Below are 14,648 nucleotides of genomic sequence, written 5' to 3'. Positions count from 1 at the left end.
GAACCCGACCGCCGAGCCCGCTCCCCCCGGGGGACCCACCTCCCCGGACAACCAGGAATGACCCGCCATGACCTTGCCCGGTAGTGCCATATCCGGCCAGGCCGCCCCGCCCGCGCCGGTACCGCCCCTGCTGCTCGAGCCCGATCTGCTCGCCGCCGACCCGGCCGGACTCGCCGATGTCGCCCGCCTCGTCGCGGAGCTGACCCGCGAGGCCGCGGCCGGCCTGCGCCGCCGCAGCGGCCCCCTCCCCGCCATGAGCCCGCAGGAGCTGACCCGCCTCGTCGACAGCCGGCTGCCCGACGGGGTCATCCCCCGCACCGGCGGCGGCCGGGACGCCCTGCTCGCCCTCGCCCGCCACTACGCCGAGGGCACCGTCGACCTCGCCGACCCGCGCGCCGCGGCCCACCTCCAGCCGCCGCCGCTGACCGTCGCCGTCGCCGCCGACACCCTCGCCAACGTCTTCAACGCCTCCTGCGACACCTGGGACAGCGGCCCGTACGCCGTCGAGATCGAGCGGCGCCTCGTGCGGGGCCTCACCGAGCTCGCCGGCTTCGGCCCCGAGGCCGGGGGAGTCCTCACCCCCGGCGGCACCGCCTCCAACCTCCAGGCGCTGCTCATCGCCCGGGACGCCGTGCTGCGCGACCGCCGGGGCGCCGACGTGCGCGGCGGCGGGCTGCTCGGCCTCGGCGCCCGGCCCGTGGTCTTCTGCTCCGAACTGGCCCACTTCTCCGTCGCCCGCGCCTGCGCCGTCATCGGCCTCGGCGAGGACGCGGTGCGGCCGGTGCCCGCCGACGCCGACCACCGGATGCGGCCCGACGCGCTGGAGGCCGTGCTGCGCGCCCTCGGCCCCGACGAGGTGCCCCTCGCCGTGGTCGCCACCGCCGGCACCACCGACTTCGGCTCCATCGATCCCATCGCCGAGCTCGCCGCCCTCGCCCACGAGCACGGCGCCCGGCTGCACGTCGACGCGGCCTACGGCGGCGGCGCGCTCTTCTCCGACCGGCTGCGCCCGCTGCTGGCCGGCATCGAACTCGCCGACACCGTCACCCTCGACCTGCACAAGACGGCCTGGCAGCCCGCCGCCGCCAGCGCGCTGCTCGCCCGGAACGCGGCCGACTTCGCGCCCACCGCGCTGCGCGTCGCCTACCTCAACCCCGACGACGACGGCGCGGCCGGCCTGGACGGGCTGCTCGGCCTGTCCCTGCAGACCACCCGCCGCGCCGACGCCCTGAAGGTCGCCGCCACCTTCCTCGCCCTCGGCCGCGAGGGCGTCGGGGCGATGCTGGAGGCCTGCCACGACCTGGCGCGCTACGCCCAGCGGGCCATCGACGCCCATCCGCGGCTGGAGCTGACCGCCGGCGCCACCCTCACCACGGTGGTGTTCCGCTACCGCACCCGGGACAAGGCCGCCTCCGACGCGGTCAACGGCGCCCTGCGCCGGGCCCTGCTCGGTTCCGGCCGGGCCCTCATCGGCCGCACCGACGCCGCCGACGAGGACGGCCGCCAGGCCGTCCACCTGAAGTTCACCCTGCTCAACCCGCAGGCCCGCACCAGCGATATCGACGAACTCCTCGCCGCCGTAGTCCGGGCCGGCGAGGACGTGGAGATGGAGGAGGAGTTCCGTGACGCGTGACACGGCTCACCGCAACGACGGCACGGAGATTCTCGATCTCGCCGCCATCGGCATCGGACCGTTCAACCTGTCCCTGGCCGCGCTCGCCGACGAGGTCGACGGGCTGAGCTTCGCCGCCTACGACCGGCGCCCGGCCTTCGACTGGCACCCCGGCCTGATGTTCGACTGGGCCACCCTCCAGGTCAACTTCCTCGCCGACCTGGTCTCCCTCATCCGGCCCACCAGCCGCTGGTCCTTCCTGTCGTACCTCGTCGAGCACGACCGGATGTACCCCTTCTACATCGCCGAGCGGTTCCACATGCCGCGCCGCGAGTACGCCGACTACTGCGCCTGGGCCGCCCGCTCGCTGCCCGGCCTGGAGTTCGGCACCGAGGTCGAGGAGGTCCGCTGGGACGCCGGCCGCGACCTGTGGGAGCTGTCCCTCACCGACGTCGCCACCGGCACCGCCCGGGTGCGCTACGCCCGCAACGTCGTCATGGGCATCGGCAGCGAGCCGTACGTGCCCGACGCCCTCAGGCCCGTGATGGGTGAGCGCGCCATCCACTCCGGCCACCACCTGCACCACGTCGAGCGGTTCGCCGCCGAGGGCGTGCGGGACATCACCGTGGTCGGCTCCGGCCAGTCCGGCGCCGAGGTCTTCCTCGACCTGCTGCGCCGCCAGAAGGAGACCGGCTGGACCGTCACCTGGCTCACCCGCTCCTGGGGCTTCGCCCCGCTGGACTACTCCAAGCTGGTGCTGGAGTACACCACCCCCGCGTACATGCGGTACTTCAACGCGCTCGCCCCCGAGGTCCGCGACCGGCTCAACCGCGCCCAGTGGCAGCTCCACAAGGGCATCGACACCGAGACCATCGACCTCATCCACGCCGAGCTCTACGACCACCTGCTCGACGGCGAGCGCCCGGCCGTGAAGCTGCTGCCCGCCACCGGGGTCGTCGGCGCCGAGCGCGACGAGAAGGCCATCCGCCTCGACGTCCGGCACGCCGACACCGAGCGCGAGACCACCCTCACCACCGACGCGCTCATCGCCGCCACCGGCTACGCGCCCCGCCGTCCCGACTGCCTCGGCCCCGTCGAGAAGCTCATCGGCTGGGACCACCAGGGCCGTTACGACGTGGGCCCCGGCCACCGGGTGCGCACCGTCCCCGAGGTCGGCGCCGGGCTCTACGTCCAGAACGCCGATCTGCACAGCCACGGCGCGGCCGCCCCCGACCTGGGCATCGGCGCCTACCGCGGCGCCTGCATCCTCAACGACGTCACCGGCCGGGAGATCTTCCGGCTGCCCCGGCACAGCGCCTTCCAGACCTTCGCCACGGCCTGACCCCCGGCGACCCGTACCACCACCTCCAGGAGCTGAACGCAGCATGACCGACGCCACCGGGCCCGGCAGCCACCCCGTTCCCCACCTCGCCGACACCAGCCCCGAGTCCTGGCGCGAGGCCAACCGCCGACTGCTCGGCAAGATCCTCTCGGAGTTCGCCTTCGAGCAGCTCGTCAAGCCCCTCGACGCCGGCGACGGCCGCTACCGCGTCGACCTCGAGAGCGGCGTCTCGTACACCTTCGCCGCCACCCACGGCGCGCTGGGCTCCTGGCGCGTCGACGCCGACTCCGTCACCCGCGGTGCCACCGGGCTGCTGGGCAACGACACGCAGACGCCGGCCTGGGACGCGCAGACCTTCCTCACCGACGCGCTCACCACCATCGGCACCGACGCCGCCACCCTGGCGATGTACCTCACCGAGGTCTCCGCCACCCTCGCCGTCGACGCCGCCCGCATCGAGCACGGCGGGGCCACCGCCGCCGAGCTGCGCGAGCTCGACCACGCCGAGCTCGAGTGCCATATGACCGGCCACCCCACGCTCGCCGCCAACAAGGGCCGGATCGGCTTCTCCGCCACCGATGTGCGCGCCTACGCCCCCGAGGCACAGCAGCGCTTCCCGCTCCAGTGGATCGCCGTCCACCGCGGCCTCGCCGAGTTCCGCGGCACCTCCGACCTCAGCGAAGCCGCCGTGCTGGAGCGCGAGCTGGGCGCAGAGACCGTCGCCGCCTTCCGCGCCCGCATCGCCGACGCCGGCTGCGACCCGGACGCCTACGTCTGGATGCCCGTCCACCCCTGGCAGTGGGACCACGCCGTCCAGGTGCTGTTCGCCGGCGAGATCGCCCAGCGGCGCATCATCCCCCTCGGCGACAGCCCGGACGAGTACCTGCCGCAGCAGTCCGTGCGCACCATGACCAACATGACCGAGCGCGACCGCTACGACGTCAAGCTCCCGCTGAAGATCGTCAACACCCTGATCTGGCGCGGCATCCCGCCGCACTGCACCCAGGGCGCCCCGGTCACCACCCAGTGGCTCACCGGCCTGCTGGACAACGACCCCGTCCTCCGCGACGAGCTGCGCACCGTGCTGCTCGGCGAGGTCGCCTCGGTCACCGTCCGCCACCCCTACCTCGACCGCGTCCCCGGGGTGCCCTACCAGCACCTGGAGACCCTCGGCTGCATCTGGCGGACCTCCGTCTCCGCCCGCAAGGACGAGGGCGAGCGGGTGCGCACCTTCGCCTCCCTGCTCCACGTCGACGAGCGGGGCACCGCCTTCGCCGCCGAACTCGCCCGTGCCTCCGGGCTGCCGGCCGAGGAGTGGCTGAGCCGGCTCTTCGAGACCGTGCTCACCCCCGTGCTGCACGTGCTCTACACCTACGGCATCACCTTCAACCCGCACGGCCAGAACACCCTCATCGGCTACGACGAGAACGACGTGCCGCGGCGGCTGTTCCTCAAGGACTTCGTCGACGACGTCTCGGTCTCCCACACCCCGGTGCCCGAGCGCGGCCCCGAGCCCGACGGCTACGACCACGTGCTGCCCCGCAAGCACCCGGTCGTCATCCGCCAGCACGTCGTCGACCAGCTGCTCATCGGCCACTTCCGCTACCTCGCGCCGCTCGTCGCCGAGCAGCTCGGCGTCGCGGAGGAGACCTTCTGGAAGCTCGCCCGCAAGGCCGTCACCGCCTACCACGAGCGCTTCCCGGAGAAGGCCGAGCGGTTCGCCGAGTTCGACATGCTCGCCGACGAGTTCCCCCGCTACCCCTTCAACACCGACCGGCTCGTGATCACCCGCTATGTCGACCGGGCGCTGCGCCACGCGCTGCGACCCAACGGCACCGTGCCCAACCCCCTCGTGTGAGCATCTCCTGATGAGCATGGAAATACGCGCGAGCGACCTGACCCTCGGACACGGCGACGAACCCGTCGTCCGCGACATCGCCGTCCGGCTGTCCCCCGGCGATGTCACCGCCCTCGTCGGGCCCAACGGCTCCGGCAAGTCGACCCTGCTGCGGGCCCTCGCCCGGCTGCTCACCCCGCAGGCGGGCCAGGTCGTGCTGGACGGACGGGACCTCGGCTCGTACAAGCCCAGGGAACTCGCCCGCAAGCTCAGCTTCCTCACCCAGACCCCGCTCGTCCCCGCGGGCGTCACCGTCGAGGAACTCGTCGCGTACGGGCGCCACCCCCACCAGGGGGTGCTGGCCCGCGCCTCCGCGGCCGAGGACAAGGAGGCCATCGACTGGGCCCTGGCGGCGACCAACCTCAGGGGCCTGGCCGAGCGCCCGCTCGACCAGCTCTCGGGCGGCGAACGGCAGCGCGCCTGGATCGCGATGGCGCTCGCCCAGCGCACCGGGCTGCTGCTGCTCGACGAGCCGACCACCTACCTCGACATCCGGTATCAGATCGAGGTGCTGCGGCTGGTGCGCCGGCTCGCCGACGAGCACGGCATCACGGTCGCCGTCGTGCTGCACGACCTCAACCAGGCGGCGGCCTTCGCCGACGCGATGGTGGTGCTGGCCGGCGGACGGATCGTCACCACCGGCAGCCCCGCCGAGGTGATGACCGAGGAGACGCTCGCCACGGCCTTCGGCATCGAGGCCACCATCACCACCGACCCGCACAGCGGCGCGCCCGCCTTCCTGCCGTACTGGCACGAGCGCGTCCCCGTGCCCGACGCCCCCTAGGCCCGTCCCCGGGCCGCCCGTCCCCCCGGGCCACCGGCCCACCGAGGCCGCGGGCCCGCGCCCGGCCCGCTCCACCCTGCCCGACCCGAACAGAAGGACCCGCTCATGCGCACCACGATCCGTACGCTCGTCGGCCTCGCCGCCGTCGGCGCCATCGCGCTGACCACCGGCTGCGGCACCGCCGGTGACAAGGCCGGCGGCGAGAAGAAGACCGACACGGCCGCCTCCGCCGGCGCCATCTCGGTCAAGCACACCCGCGGCACCGCGACCCTCAAGGCCCCCGCCAAGAAGGTCGTCGCCCTGGAGTGGACCTACGCCGAGGACCTGCTCGCCCTCGGGGTCACCCCGGCCGGCGTCGCCGACGTCAAGGGCTACGGCCAGTGGGTCACCGCCGGCCCCCGGTTCGACGACTCCGTCAAGGACGTCGGCACCCGCCAGGCCCCCAGCCTGGAGACCATCAAGGCGCTCAAGCCCGACCTGATCATCACCTCCAAGATCCGCTCGGACGCCAACTACGCGCAGTTGGAGAAGATCGCGCCGACCCTGATGTTCGACCCCTACGCGGGCGGCGGCGAGTACAAGGAGATGCGCGACACCCTCAAGACCATCGGCACCGCCGTCGGCAAGGAGAAGGAGGCCGACAAGGCCCTCGCCGACCTCGACGGCAAGATCGCCGCGGCGAAGAAGAAGGTCACGGACGCCAAGAAGGAGGGCTCCGAGGTCACCGTCGCCCGCGGCTACAGCACCAACGGCGCCGCCGTCGTGGAGATCCTCACCGACTCCACCATCCCCGGCGCGCTCCTGCCCGACCTCGGGCTGAAGAACGCCTGGACCAAGAAGGCCGACGCCTACGGCATGGCCAAGGTCGACGTCGAGGGCCTCAAGCCGGTGGAGAAGTCCACCCTGGTGTACGTGGCCGCCAAGAAGGACGACCCCTTCGCCACCTCGCTGCCGAAGAACGAGCTCTGGAACGACCTCGACTTCGTGAAGAACGACCGGGTCAAGGCCCTCGACCCCGGCACCTGGTACTTCGGTGGCCCCTTCTCCGCCGCCCAGACCGCCGACCAGATCGCGGGCGCCCTGTCCTCATGAGCAAGCCGTCGGCCCTCACCGCCGAACGCACCCTCACGCCGGGCCGGCCCGGAGGCGCCAAGCGCCTCCCGGTCGGTCCGGCCCTGGTCGTTCTCGGCGGCCTGCTCGCCCTGCTGGTCGTCTTCGCCCTGCACCTCGGGTACGGCCGCAGCGATGTCTCGCTCGGCGACCTGCTGGGGCTGCTCCTCGGCGGCGACGACCCCGAGGCCCGCGCCGTGCTCCTCGGCGGCCGGCTGCCCCGCAGCCTCGCCGGGCTCGTCGCCGGGGCCGCCCTGGCGCTCTCCGGCGCCCTGTTGCAGTCCTCCGTGCGCAACCCGCTCGCCTCGCCCGACACCCTCGGGGTGACCTCCGGCGCCTATCTCGCCGTCGCCGTCGCCACGATCGCCGGGGTGTCGCTGGGCGATCTGCCGCGCGGCGGCATCGCGTTCCTCGGCGGGCTCGCCGCGGCCGCGCTGGTGCACACCGTCGCGGGCGGCCGCGGCGGCCGCCCCGCCCATCTGGTGCTCGCCGGCGTCTCCGTCACCCTCGCGCTCTCCAGCGTCACCGCCGTGCTGGTCATGCTCTTCCAGGAGGAGACCGGCGCCGTCTTCTTCTGGGGCCACGGCTCGCTCGCCGTCGCCGACAGCGAGCGCTCCCTGATGGTGCTGCCGCTGCTGGCCGCCGGCCTGCTCGGCGGGCTGCTGCTCGCCCGCAGCCTCGATCTGCTCGGCACCGGCGACGAGACCGCCCGCGCGCTCGGCGTCGACGTCGGCCGCATCCGGGTCCTCGCGGTGCTGCTCTCCGTGCTGCTGGCCGCCGTCGCCGTCTCCGTCACCGGCCCCATCGGCTTCGTCGGCCTCGCAGCCCCGCACCTGGTGCGCTTCGCGGGACTGCGCCGCCACGCGGCCGTGCTGCCGGCCGCCGCCGTCTGGGGCGCCACCCTGCTGCTCGCCGCCGATCTGCTGGCCCGGGTCACCTCGCCCACCGGGAACGAGGTCCCCGCGGGCGTGATCACCGCGCTCTTCGGGGCGCCGGTCTTCCTCTGGCTCGCCCGCCGGCTGCCCGCCGAACCGGCGGCCCCCGGCGGCCATCCGCCCGGCCGCCGCCTCCGCCGGCTGCCCTTCCCGCTGCTGCTCGGCCTCGGTACGGCGCTGCTGCTGGCCCTCGTCTGCTGCGGGCTGCTGCTCGGGGACATCGCCGTGCCCGCGCGGGAGCTGCCCGCGCTGCTCACCGGCGGCGGCGACGGCCTGATCCGCAGCGTGGTGGCCGAGTACCGGCTGCCCCGGCTGCTGGTGGCCGCGCTCGCGGGCGCGCTGCTCGCCATCGGCGGCGGCATCGTGCAGACCGTCTCCCGCAACCCGCTCGCCGACCTCACCGTCCTGGGCGTCAGCGGGGGAGCGGGCTTCGGCGCCGCCCTGATCATGGTGGCCCTGCCCACCCTGCCGTACGCGGTCCTGCCGGTCGCCGCCTTCCTCGGCGGCGCGGCGGCCTTCGCCCTCACCTACGGGCTCTCCCGCCGCCGGGGCACGGTGGCGCCCGAGCGGCTGGTGCTCATCGGCATCGGCACCTTCGCGCTGACCACGGCGGCCACCAACTACCTGGTCAGCGGCGCCCGGTTCCAGGTGGCGCAGGCCCTGACCTGGCTGTCGGGCAGCACCTACGCCCGGGACACCAACGACCTCGGGGTGCTGGCCGGAACGGCCGTCGTGGGCATCCCGCTGCTGGCGCTGTCCTTCCGCAGGCTCGACCTGCTGGCGCTCGGCGAGGACACCCCGCGCACCCTGGGCGTCTCCCTGGAGCGCACCCGGCTCGCGGTGCTGGCGCTGGCCGTGGCGCTGGCCTCGTGCGCCGTCGCGGTGGTCGGCACGGTCGCGTTCGTCGGACTGGTGGCGCCGCACGCCGCGCGGATGCTCACCGGCTCCCGGACCCATCGGATGCTGCCGTTGGCGGCCGTGCTGGGCGCGATGCTGATGGTCGCCGCCGACACCGTCGGACGGGTGGTCATCGCCCCGGCGGAGATCCCCTCCGGGCTGCTGGCGGCGCTCATCGGCACGCCGTACTTCGTCTGGCAGCTGCGCCGGGGGAAGCGGGTCTGACGGCGGGTGAGCGACCGGGGCGACGGGGGTGCTCCTCCGGGGGCTCGTGCGGTGACACCGGCGAGCGCTCAAAGGAGCACCCCCGCGCACTTTTCAACAGTTGTCAATAACCTTTCACTCAAAGGCCGTTGAGTCGTCATGCGCGACCAATTCGCTACCCGGCGGTAGGTCGTAGGGTGCTGAGCCATGCGCCGAGCAAGGATCGTCTGCACCCTGGGGCCCGCCACGGACTCGTACGACCAGATCAAGGCTCTGGTCGAGGCCGGCATGGACGTGGCCCGGCTCAACCTCAGCCATGGCAGCCGGGCGGAGCACGAGGAGCGTCACCGCCGGGTGCGCAAGGCGGCCGACGAGACCGGCCGGAGCGTCGGCATCCTCGCCGACCTTCAAGGGCCGAAGATCCGGTTGGGCCGGTTCCGCGAAGGTCCCGTACTCCTTGAACGCGGCGACGACTTCGTCATCACCGTCGAGGACGTCGAGGGCGACCGGCAGTGCTGCGGCACCACCTACCCGGGGCTCGCCGCCGACGTCGCCCGGGGCGAGCGCATCCTCGTCGACGACGGCCGGGTGACCCTGGAGGTCACCGAGGTCGAGGGCCCCCGGGTGCACACCATGGTCATCGAGGGCGGCATGGTCTCCGACCACAAGGGACTCAACCTGCCCGGGGTCGCCGTCTCCGTGCCCGCCCTCTCCGCCAAGGACGTGGCGGATCTGCGCTGGGCGCTGCGGCAGGGCGTGGACATCATCGCCCTCTCCTTCGTCCGCAGCGGCCGCGACATCGAGGACGTCCACCGCGTCATGGACGAGGAGGGCCGCCGCCTCCCCGTGATCGCCAAGATCGAGAAGCCGCAGGCCGTGGACAACCTCGACCACATCGTGCACGCCTTCGACGGGCTGATGGTGGCGCGCGGCGACCTCGGCGTGGAGATGCCGCTGGAGAGCGTGCCGCTGGTGCAGAAGCGCGCCATCAAGCTCGCCCGGCGCAACGCCAAGCCGGTCATCGTCGCCACCCAGATGCTGGACTCGATGATCGACTCCTCCCGGCCCACCCGCGCCGAGGCGTCCGACGTGGCCAACGCCGTGATGGACGGCACCGACGCGGTGATGCTCTCCGGCGAGACCAGCGTGGGCAAGTACCCCATCGAGACGGTGAAGACCATGGGCCGCATCGTCGCCGCGGCCGAGGAGGAGATGCTCGCCAAGGGGCTGCCGCCGCTCACCGAGCGCAGCAAGCCCCGCACCCAGGCCGGCGCGGTGGCCCGCGCCGCCGCCGAGATGGGGGACTTCCTCGGCGCCAGGTTCCTGGTCGCCTTCACCCAGTCCGGCGACACCGTGCGCCGGCTCGCCCGCTACCGCTCCCCGATCGAGGTACTGGCCTTCACCCCCGAGCCCGCCACCCGCGCGCAGCTCAACCTCACCTGGGGCGTGGAGACCTTCCTGGGCCCCAGGGTCGACTCGACCGACGAGATGGTTCAGCAGGTGGACGAGGAACTGCTGCGCATCGGGCGCTGTCAACGGGGCGATGTCGTGGTGATCACGGCGGGCTCGCCGCCGGGCATCTCGGGGTCCACGAACCTCGTACGGGTCCACCACATCGGGGAGGTCGACTACCAGTCGTCGGCGCCGGAGGGGCTCCCCGGAGCGTGACGGCGTGACGGGGAAGGGCTCGGGGCGTGACCTTGGAAAGAAAGGAAAGTGCCCCGGGTCGGACTCGAACCGACACTGTACGGGTTTTGAATCCGTTGCCTGCTGCCAATTGGGCTACCGGGGCCTTGCGAATCCAAGGGCAAGGGGGACCCTTGGTGCTCTCACCATACAGGAGCTCGGTAGGCTCATGGGGCACCACCTGCCTTGGAACGAGGAGTCCCGTGAGCGCCGCCGAGCAGCAGCCCGCCGACGACGAGCAGTCGCACGTACCCCCGCAGACGACCCGCGTGGTGATCGCCGAGGACGAGGCGCTGATCCGCCTCGATCTGAAGGAGATGCTCGAGGAGGAGGGCTACCTCGTCGTCGGCGAGGCCGGGGACGGGCAGAAAGCCGTCGAGCTCGCCCGTGAGCACCGGCCGGACCTCGTCATCCTCGATGTGAAGATGCCGGTGCTCGACGGGATCTCCGCCGCCGAGCGGATCGCCGACGAGAAGATCGCCCCGGTGCTGATGCTCACCGCGTTCTCCCAGCGCGAGCTGGTGGAGCGGGCGCGCGACGCCGGCGCGATGGCCTATCTGGTGAAGCCCTTCAGCAAGAGCGACGTGGTCCCGGCCATCGAGATGGCCGTCTCCCGCTTCACCGAGCTCAAGGCGCTGGAGCAGGAGGTCGCCGACCTCTCCCAGCGGCTGGAGACGCGCAAGCTGGTGGACCGCGCCAAGAGCGTCCTCCAGACGCAGTACGGGCTGACCGAGCCGGCGGCCTTCCGCTGGATTCAGAAGACGTCCATGGACCGGCGGATGTCGATGCGACAGGTCGCCGAGGCGGTCATCGAGGACGCGGCGGAGCGCAAGCCCCAGGGCTGACGGTTCCCTCGCCCCGGCCACGGACGGGCCGCCCCCTGTGCGGGGGCGGCCCGTTTCGGCGTACGCGGTGCTCAGTCCTCGCCGAGGTACGCCTTCCGCACCGACTCGTCGTGCAGCAACTCCTGCCCGCTGCCCGACATCACGATCCTGCCGATCTCCATCACATGCGCCCGATCCGCCAGCGCCAGCGCCGCCTGCGCGTTCTGCTCCACCAGCAGGATCGTCGTGCCCTCCGCCCTGAGCTCCGCGATCGTCGTCATGATCTTCTGCATCATGATCGGGGAGAGCCCCATGGAGGGCTCGTCGAGCATCAGCAGCTTGGGCCGGGACATCAGCGCCCTGCCCATGGCGAGCATCTGCTGCTCCCCGCCGGAGAGCGTGCCGGCCGCCTGGTCGCGCCGCTCGCCCAGGATCGGGAAGAGCTCGTACGCCTTCTCGATGTCCTGCGCGATGCCGGCCGCGTCCTTCCGGAGAAACGCTCCGAGCTGGAGGTTCTCCCGGATCGTCAGCCGCGGGAAGATGTGCCGGCCCTCGGGGGAGTGGGCCAGCCCCAGCGCCACGATCCGATGCGCGGGCACCCCGTCCAGCGGCTTGCCGTCGAACCGGATCGCCCCGCTCAGCGGCTTGAGCAGCCCGGAGAGCGTGCGCAGCGTGGTGGTCTTCCCCGCGCCGTTGGTGCCGATGAGCGTGACCACCTGCCCCGCCTCGACCCGGAAGGAGATGCCCTTCACGGCCTCGATCTTGCCGTAGGCGACCCGGAGGTCCTCGACCTCGAGCAGTGCGGTCACTGGTCCTCCTCCTCGTCCGGCGCGCCCTCGAACGGCGTGCCGAGATACGCGGCGATCACCCGCTCGTCGCCCTGGACCACCGCCGAGGTGCCCTCGACCAGCTTCTGGCCCTGCACCAGGACCGCGACGCGGTCGCAGAGCCGGAAGATGAAGCGCATGTCGTGCTCGATGACGAGCACGGCGATGCCCTGGTCGCGGATCGCGAACACCAGCTCCTCGGTGGCCCGGGTCTCCTGCGGGTTCATGCCGGCGGTGGGCTCGTCGAGCAGCAGCAGACCGGGATCGCTGGCCAGCGCCCTCGCGATCTCCAGCTTGCGCTGCTCGCCGTACGGAAGGTTCCGCGCCAGATGGTCCTTCTTGGCCGCGAGCCCGGTGAACTCCAGCAGCTCCATGGCGCGTTCCTCGGAGGAGCGCTCGGCCCGCCGGAAGCCGGGTCCGCGCAGCAGCGCGGACCACAGCCCCTCCTTCGTCCGGGTGTGCCGGCCCACGAGGACGTTCTCCAGCACCGTCATGTTGGCGAACAGCCGGATGTTCTGGAAGGTCCGCGCGATCCCGGCCCGGGTCACCAGATGGGGCCTGGGCGGCAGCACCTTCCCCCGGTAGGCCACGGTGCCCTCGGTGGGGACGTACAGCCCGGTGAGGCAGTTGAAGAAGGTGGTCTTGCCGGCGCCGTTGGGGCCGATGAGGCCCACGATCTCGCCGGGGTGGACCTCCAGGTCGACGGAGCGCACGGCGGTGAGCCCGCCGAAGCGCATGGTGACGCCCGAGGCGCGCAGCACGGGCTCGCGGGCGTCGCCGCCGCCCGCCGCCGCGCCGGTGGCCGGGCCGCCGGTGGTTGTGGTCATGGTCCTCACGCCCCCGCCTTGCCGAGGCCGACGCCGTCCTTGGGGACGTCGAGCTGTCCGGTCTCATGGAATTCGAGCTGTTTCCTGCGGTCGGCTATCAGCCCCTCGGGCCGGAAGCGCATCAGCAGGATCAGGGCGAGCCCGAAGCCCAGGAGCTGGTAGTCGGCGAAGAACTGGAGCTTGGCCGGGATGAGATAGAGCAGCGCGGCGCCCAGCAGCGGCCCGGTGATGGTGCCCATGCCGCCGAGGATGACGGCCGCGAGCAGGAACGCGGAGTTGGGCGGCACCGGGCCGGCGAAGACGTACTGCTCGGGCACCACGGTGTGCGACACATGGGCCTGGACGGTGCCGGCCAGCCCGGCGAGCGTGGCGCCGAGGGCGAAGGCGATGAGCTTCACCTTGAAGCCGTTGATGCCCATGGCGGTGGCCGCCGTCTCGTCCTCGCGGATGGCGACCCAGGCGCGGCCGATCCGGGAGTCGCTGGCGCGGCTGAAGACCACCACGACCAGCGCGGTGACCAGCAGCATCAGCAGGTAGTAGTTGGCGAACGCGCCGAGTTCCAGCCCGGCGACGGTGTGCGGCTCGCCGAAGTCGAAGCCGAGGATCACCAGGTCGGGGATGTTGGGGATGCCGTTGGGGCCGTTGGTGACGCGCGGCCCGGAGTCGCCGTCCAGGTTGTTCACGGCGATCCGGAAGATCTCCCCGAACCCGAGGGTGACGATGGCGAGGTAGTCGCCGCGCAGCCGCAGCGTGGGGGCGCCGATGACGACGCCGAAGACCAGCGAGGCGAGCGCCCCGGTGATCACTGCGGCCCAGAAGGGGAAGTGCACCCCGAACGCGGAGGCGGTGGAGCCCGACACCAGGGCGGCCGTATAGGCCCCGACCCCGAGGAAGGCCACGTACCCCAGGTCCAGCAGCCCGGCGAGGCCCACGACCACGTTCAGCCCCAGGGCCACGGTGGCGAAGATCAGGATGTTGACGGCCACCAGGGTGTACTGGTCGTTGGTCTGGGTGAAGGGGAAGGCGATCGCGGCGGCGAAGGCCGCGGCCACCGTGACCCCCCGGTGGGCCGCGGTGAGCCTGTTCAGCCGGGCCAGCAGCCCCGCCTTGAAGAGGGCGGCGCCCGCGAACGCGGTGAGCAGCAGATAGCCGGTGAACAGCTCGGCGTACTCCGTGTCGATGCCGTACGTGGTCACGTACAGCGCGATGCCGAAGGCCGCGACGATGATCAGGATTTCGGCCCAGGAGGGCAGCGGCGCCGCCCGCGGCGCCGGCCGCGCGTCGTCGGGCAGCAGGAACGCGGTGACGACCGGGGCCGCGGAGGCCACGGCGGCGACCCAGCCGCCGGGCTCCAGATGCACCAGCCCGCCGAGCGTCACCGCGATGGCGATCAGGGTGAACCAGGTGGTGGCGAACGTGCCCAGGGCGATCAGCCGCACCGCTTGCGTGGCGCCGGCCGGCACCAGCCAGCGCAGCCCGCGCGGCCGCAGGGCGGCGATCGCGAACAGGGCGGTGAGCACCCCGCCGACCAGGGAGAGGACCTGGAGCCCGCCGGGGTAGCCGGTCACGGTCAGATCGCCCGGGAACTCCTCGGTCCAGGTCCAGGCGAGGAAGGTGCTCACGGCGGTGGCCGCGCCGCCGGCCGCGGTGAGCAGCAGCGGCGTACGGGCGCGCCCGCCGGCGGTGGGGTTGTCGGTGCTCAT

Annotated in this window: 11 protein-coding genes and 1 tRNA gene; 8 read left to right on the top strand and 4 right to left on the bottom strand. The window is 72.7% G+C overall.

What is annotated here, in order from left to right; all coding sequences use genetic code 11:
• Positions 1 to 67 precede the first annotated feature (67 nt).
• The 7 genes from ACSNOD_RS04670 (at position 68) to pyk (ending at position 10,449) form a co-directional block, all read left to right on the top strand.
• The gene (locus tag ACSNOD_RS04670; RefSeq protein ID WP_436765430.1) at positions 68 to 1,633 is read left to right on the top strand and encodes a pyridoxal phosphate-dependent decarboxylase family protein; all 1,566 of its coding nucleotides are present in this window, start codon (positions 68 to 70) and stop codon (positions 1,631 to 1,633) included.
• Complete coding sequence (locus ACSNOD_RS04665) at positions 1,623 to 2,954, top strand: lysine N(6)-hydroxylase/L-ornithine N(5)-oxygenase family protein (protein WP_436765429.1); 1,332 nt, start codon at positions 1,623 to 1,625, stop codon at positions 2,952 to 2,954. The genes ACSNOD_RS04670 and ACSNOD_RS04665 overlap by 11 nt, the downstream gene beginning before the upstream one ends.
• Positions 2,955 to 2,997: 43 nt before the next feature.
• Positions 2,998 to 4,812: an IucA/IucC family protein gene (locus tag ACSNOD_RS04660; protein ID WP_436765428.1), complete on the top strand. Its 1,815-nt coding sequence runs from the start codon at positions 2,998 to 3,000 to the stop codon at positions 4,810 to 4,812.
• A gap of 10 nt (positions 4,813 to 4,822) precedes the next feature.
• A complete protein-coding gene (locus ACSNOD_RS04655) occupies positions 4,823 to 5,635 on the top strand; it encodes an ABC transporter ATP-binding protein (RefSeq protein WP_436765427.1) in 813 nt (270 codons plus the stop codon).
• Positions 5,636 to 5,740: 105 nt separating this feature from the next.
• Positions 5,741 to 6,727, top strand: coding sequence for an ABC transporter substrate-binding protein (locus tag ACSNOD_RS04650; RefSeq protein WP_436765426.1), 987 nt, complete (start codon positions 5,741 to 5,743; stop codon positions 6,725 to 6,727).
• Positions 6,724 to 8,802 (top strand): iron ABC transporter permease, encoded by a 2,079-nt coding sequence (locus ACSNOD_RS04645; protein ID WP_436765425.1) that lies wholly within the window; start codon positions 6,724 to 6,726, stop codon positions 8,800 to 8,802. Before ACSNOD_RS04650 ends, ACSNOD_RS04645 begins: the two co-directional genes overlap by 4 nt.
• Positions 8,803 to 8,988: 186 nt before the next feature.
• Positions 8,989 to 10,449 carry a pyruvate kinase gene (gene pyk / locus ACSNOD_RS04640; protein ID WP_436765424.1) on the top strand — a complete coding sequence of 487 codons (1,461 nt, stop codon included), beginning with the start codon at positions 8,989 to 8,991 and terminating at the stop codon, positions 10,447 to 10,449.
• 49 nt (positions 10,450 to 10,498) lie between these two features.
• On the opposite strand, the gene ACSNOD_RS04635 is transcribed toward pyk, so the two are convergent.
• A tRNA-Leu gene (locus ACSNOD_RS04635) sits at positions 10,499 to 10,573 on the bottom strand.
• Positions 10,574 to 10,670: 97 nt separating this feature from the next.
• Here ACSNOD_RS04635 and ACSNOD_RS04630 point away from each other — a divergent pair.
• A complete protein-coding gene (locus ACSNOD_RS04630; protein ID WP_436765423.1) occupies positions 10,671 to 11,312 on the top strand; it encodes an ANTAR domain-containing response regulator in 642 nt (213 codons plus the stop codon).
• 71 nt (positions 11,313 to 11,383) lie between these two features.
• On the opposite strand, the gene ACSNOD_RS04625 is transcribed toward ACSNOD_RS04630, so the two are convergent.
• The 3 genes from ACSNOD_RS04625 to ACSNOD_RS04615 are packed head-to-tail and all read right to left on the bottom strand — an operon-like array spanning position 11,384 to position 14,648.
• Positions 11,384 to 12,100, bottom strand: coding sequence for an ABC transporter ATP-binding protein (locus tag ACSNOD_RS04625; protein WP_436765422.1), 717 nt, complete (start codon positions 12,098 to 12,100; stop codon positions 11,384 to 11,386).
• Positions 12,097 to 12,945, bottom strand: a complete 849-nt coding sequence (locus ACSNOD_RS04620; protein WP_436765421.1) for an ABC transporter ATP-binding protein — start codon at positions 12,943 to 12,945, stop codon at positions 12,097 to 12,099. The genes ACSNOD_RS04625 and ACSNOD_RS04620 overlap by 4 nt, the downstream gene beginning before the upstream one ends.
• Positions 12,946 to 12,950: 5 nt before the next feature.
• Positions 12,951 to 14,648 carry a branched-chain amino acid ABC transporter permease gene (locus tag ACSNOD_RS04615; RefSeq protein ID WP_436765420.1) on the bottom strand — a complete coding sequence of 566 codons (1,698 nt, stop codon included), beginning with the start codon at positions 14,646 to 14,648 and terminating at the stop codon, positions 12,951 to 12,953.

This window comes from Streptomyces sp. URMC 123, assembly GCF_051386515.1.
In the GTDB taxonomy this organism is placed as follows: domain Bacteria; phylum Actinomycetota; class Actinomycetes; order Streptomycetales; family Streptomycetaceae; genus Streptomyces.
The sequence above is the reverse complement of the archived record's forward strand: the minus strand, read 5'-3'. Positions and strand labels throughout refer to the sequence as shown.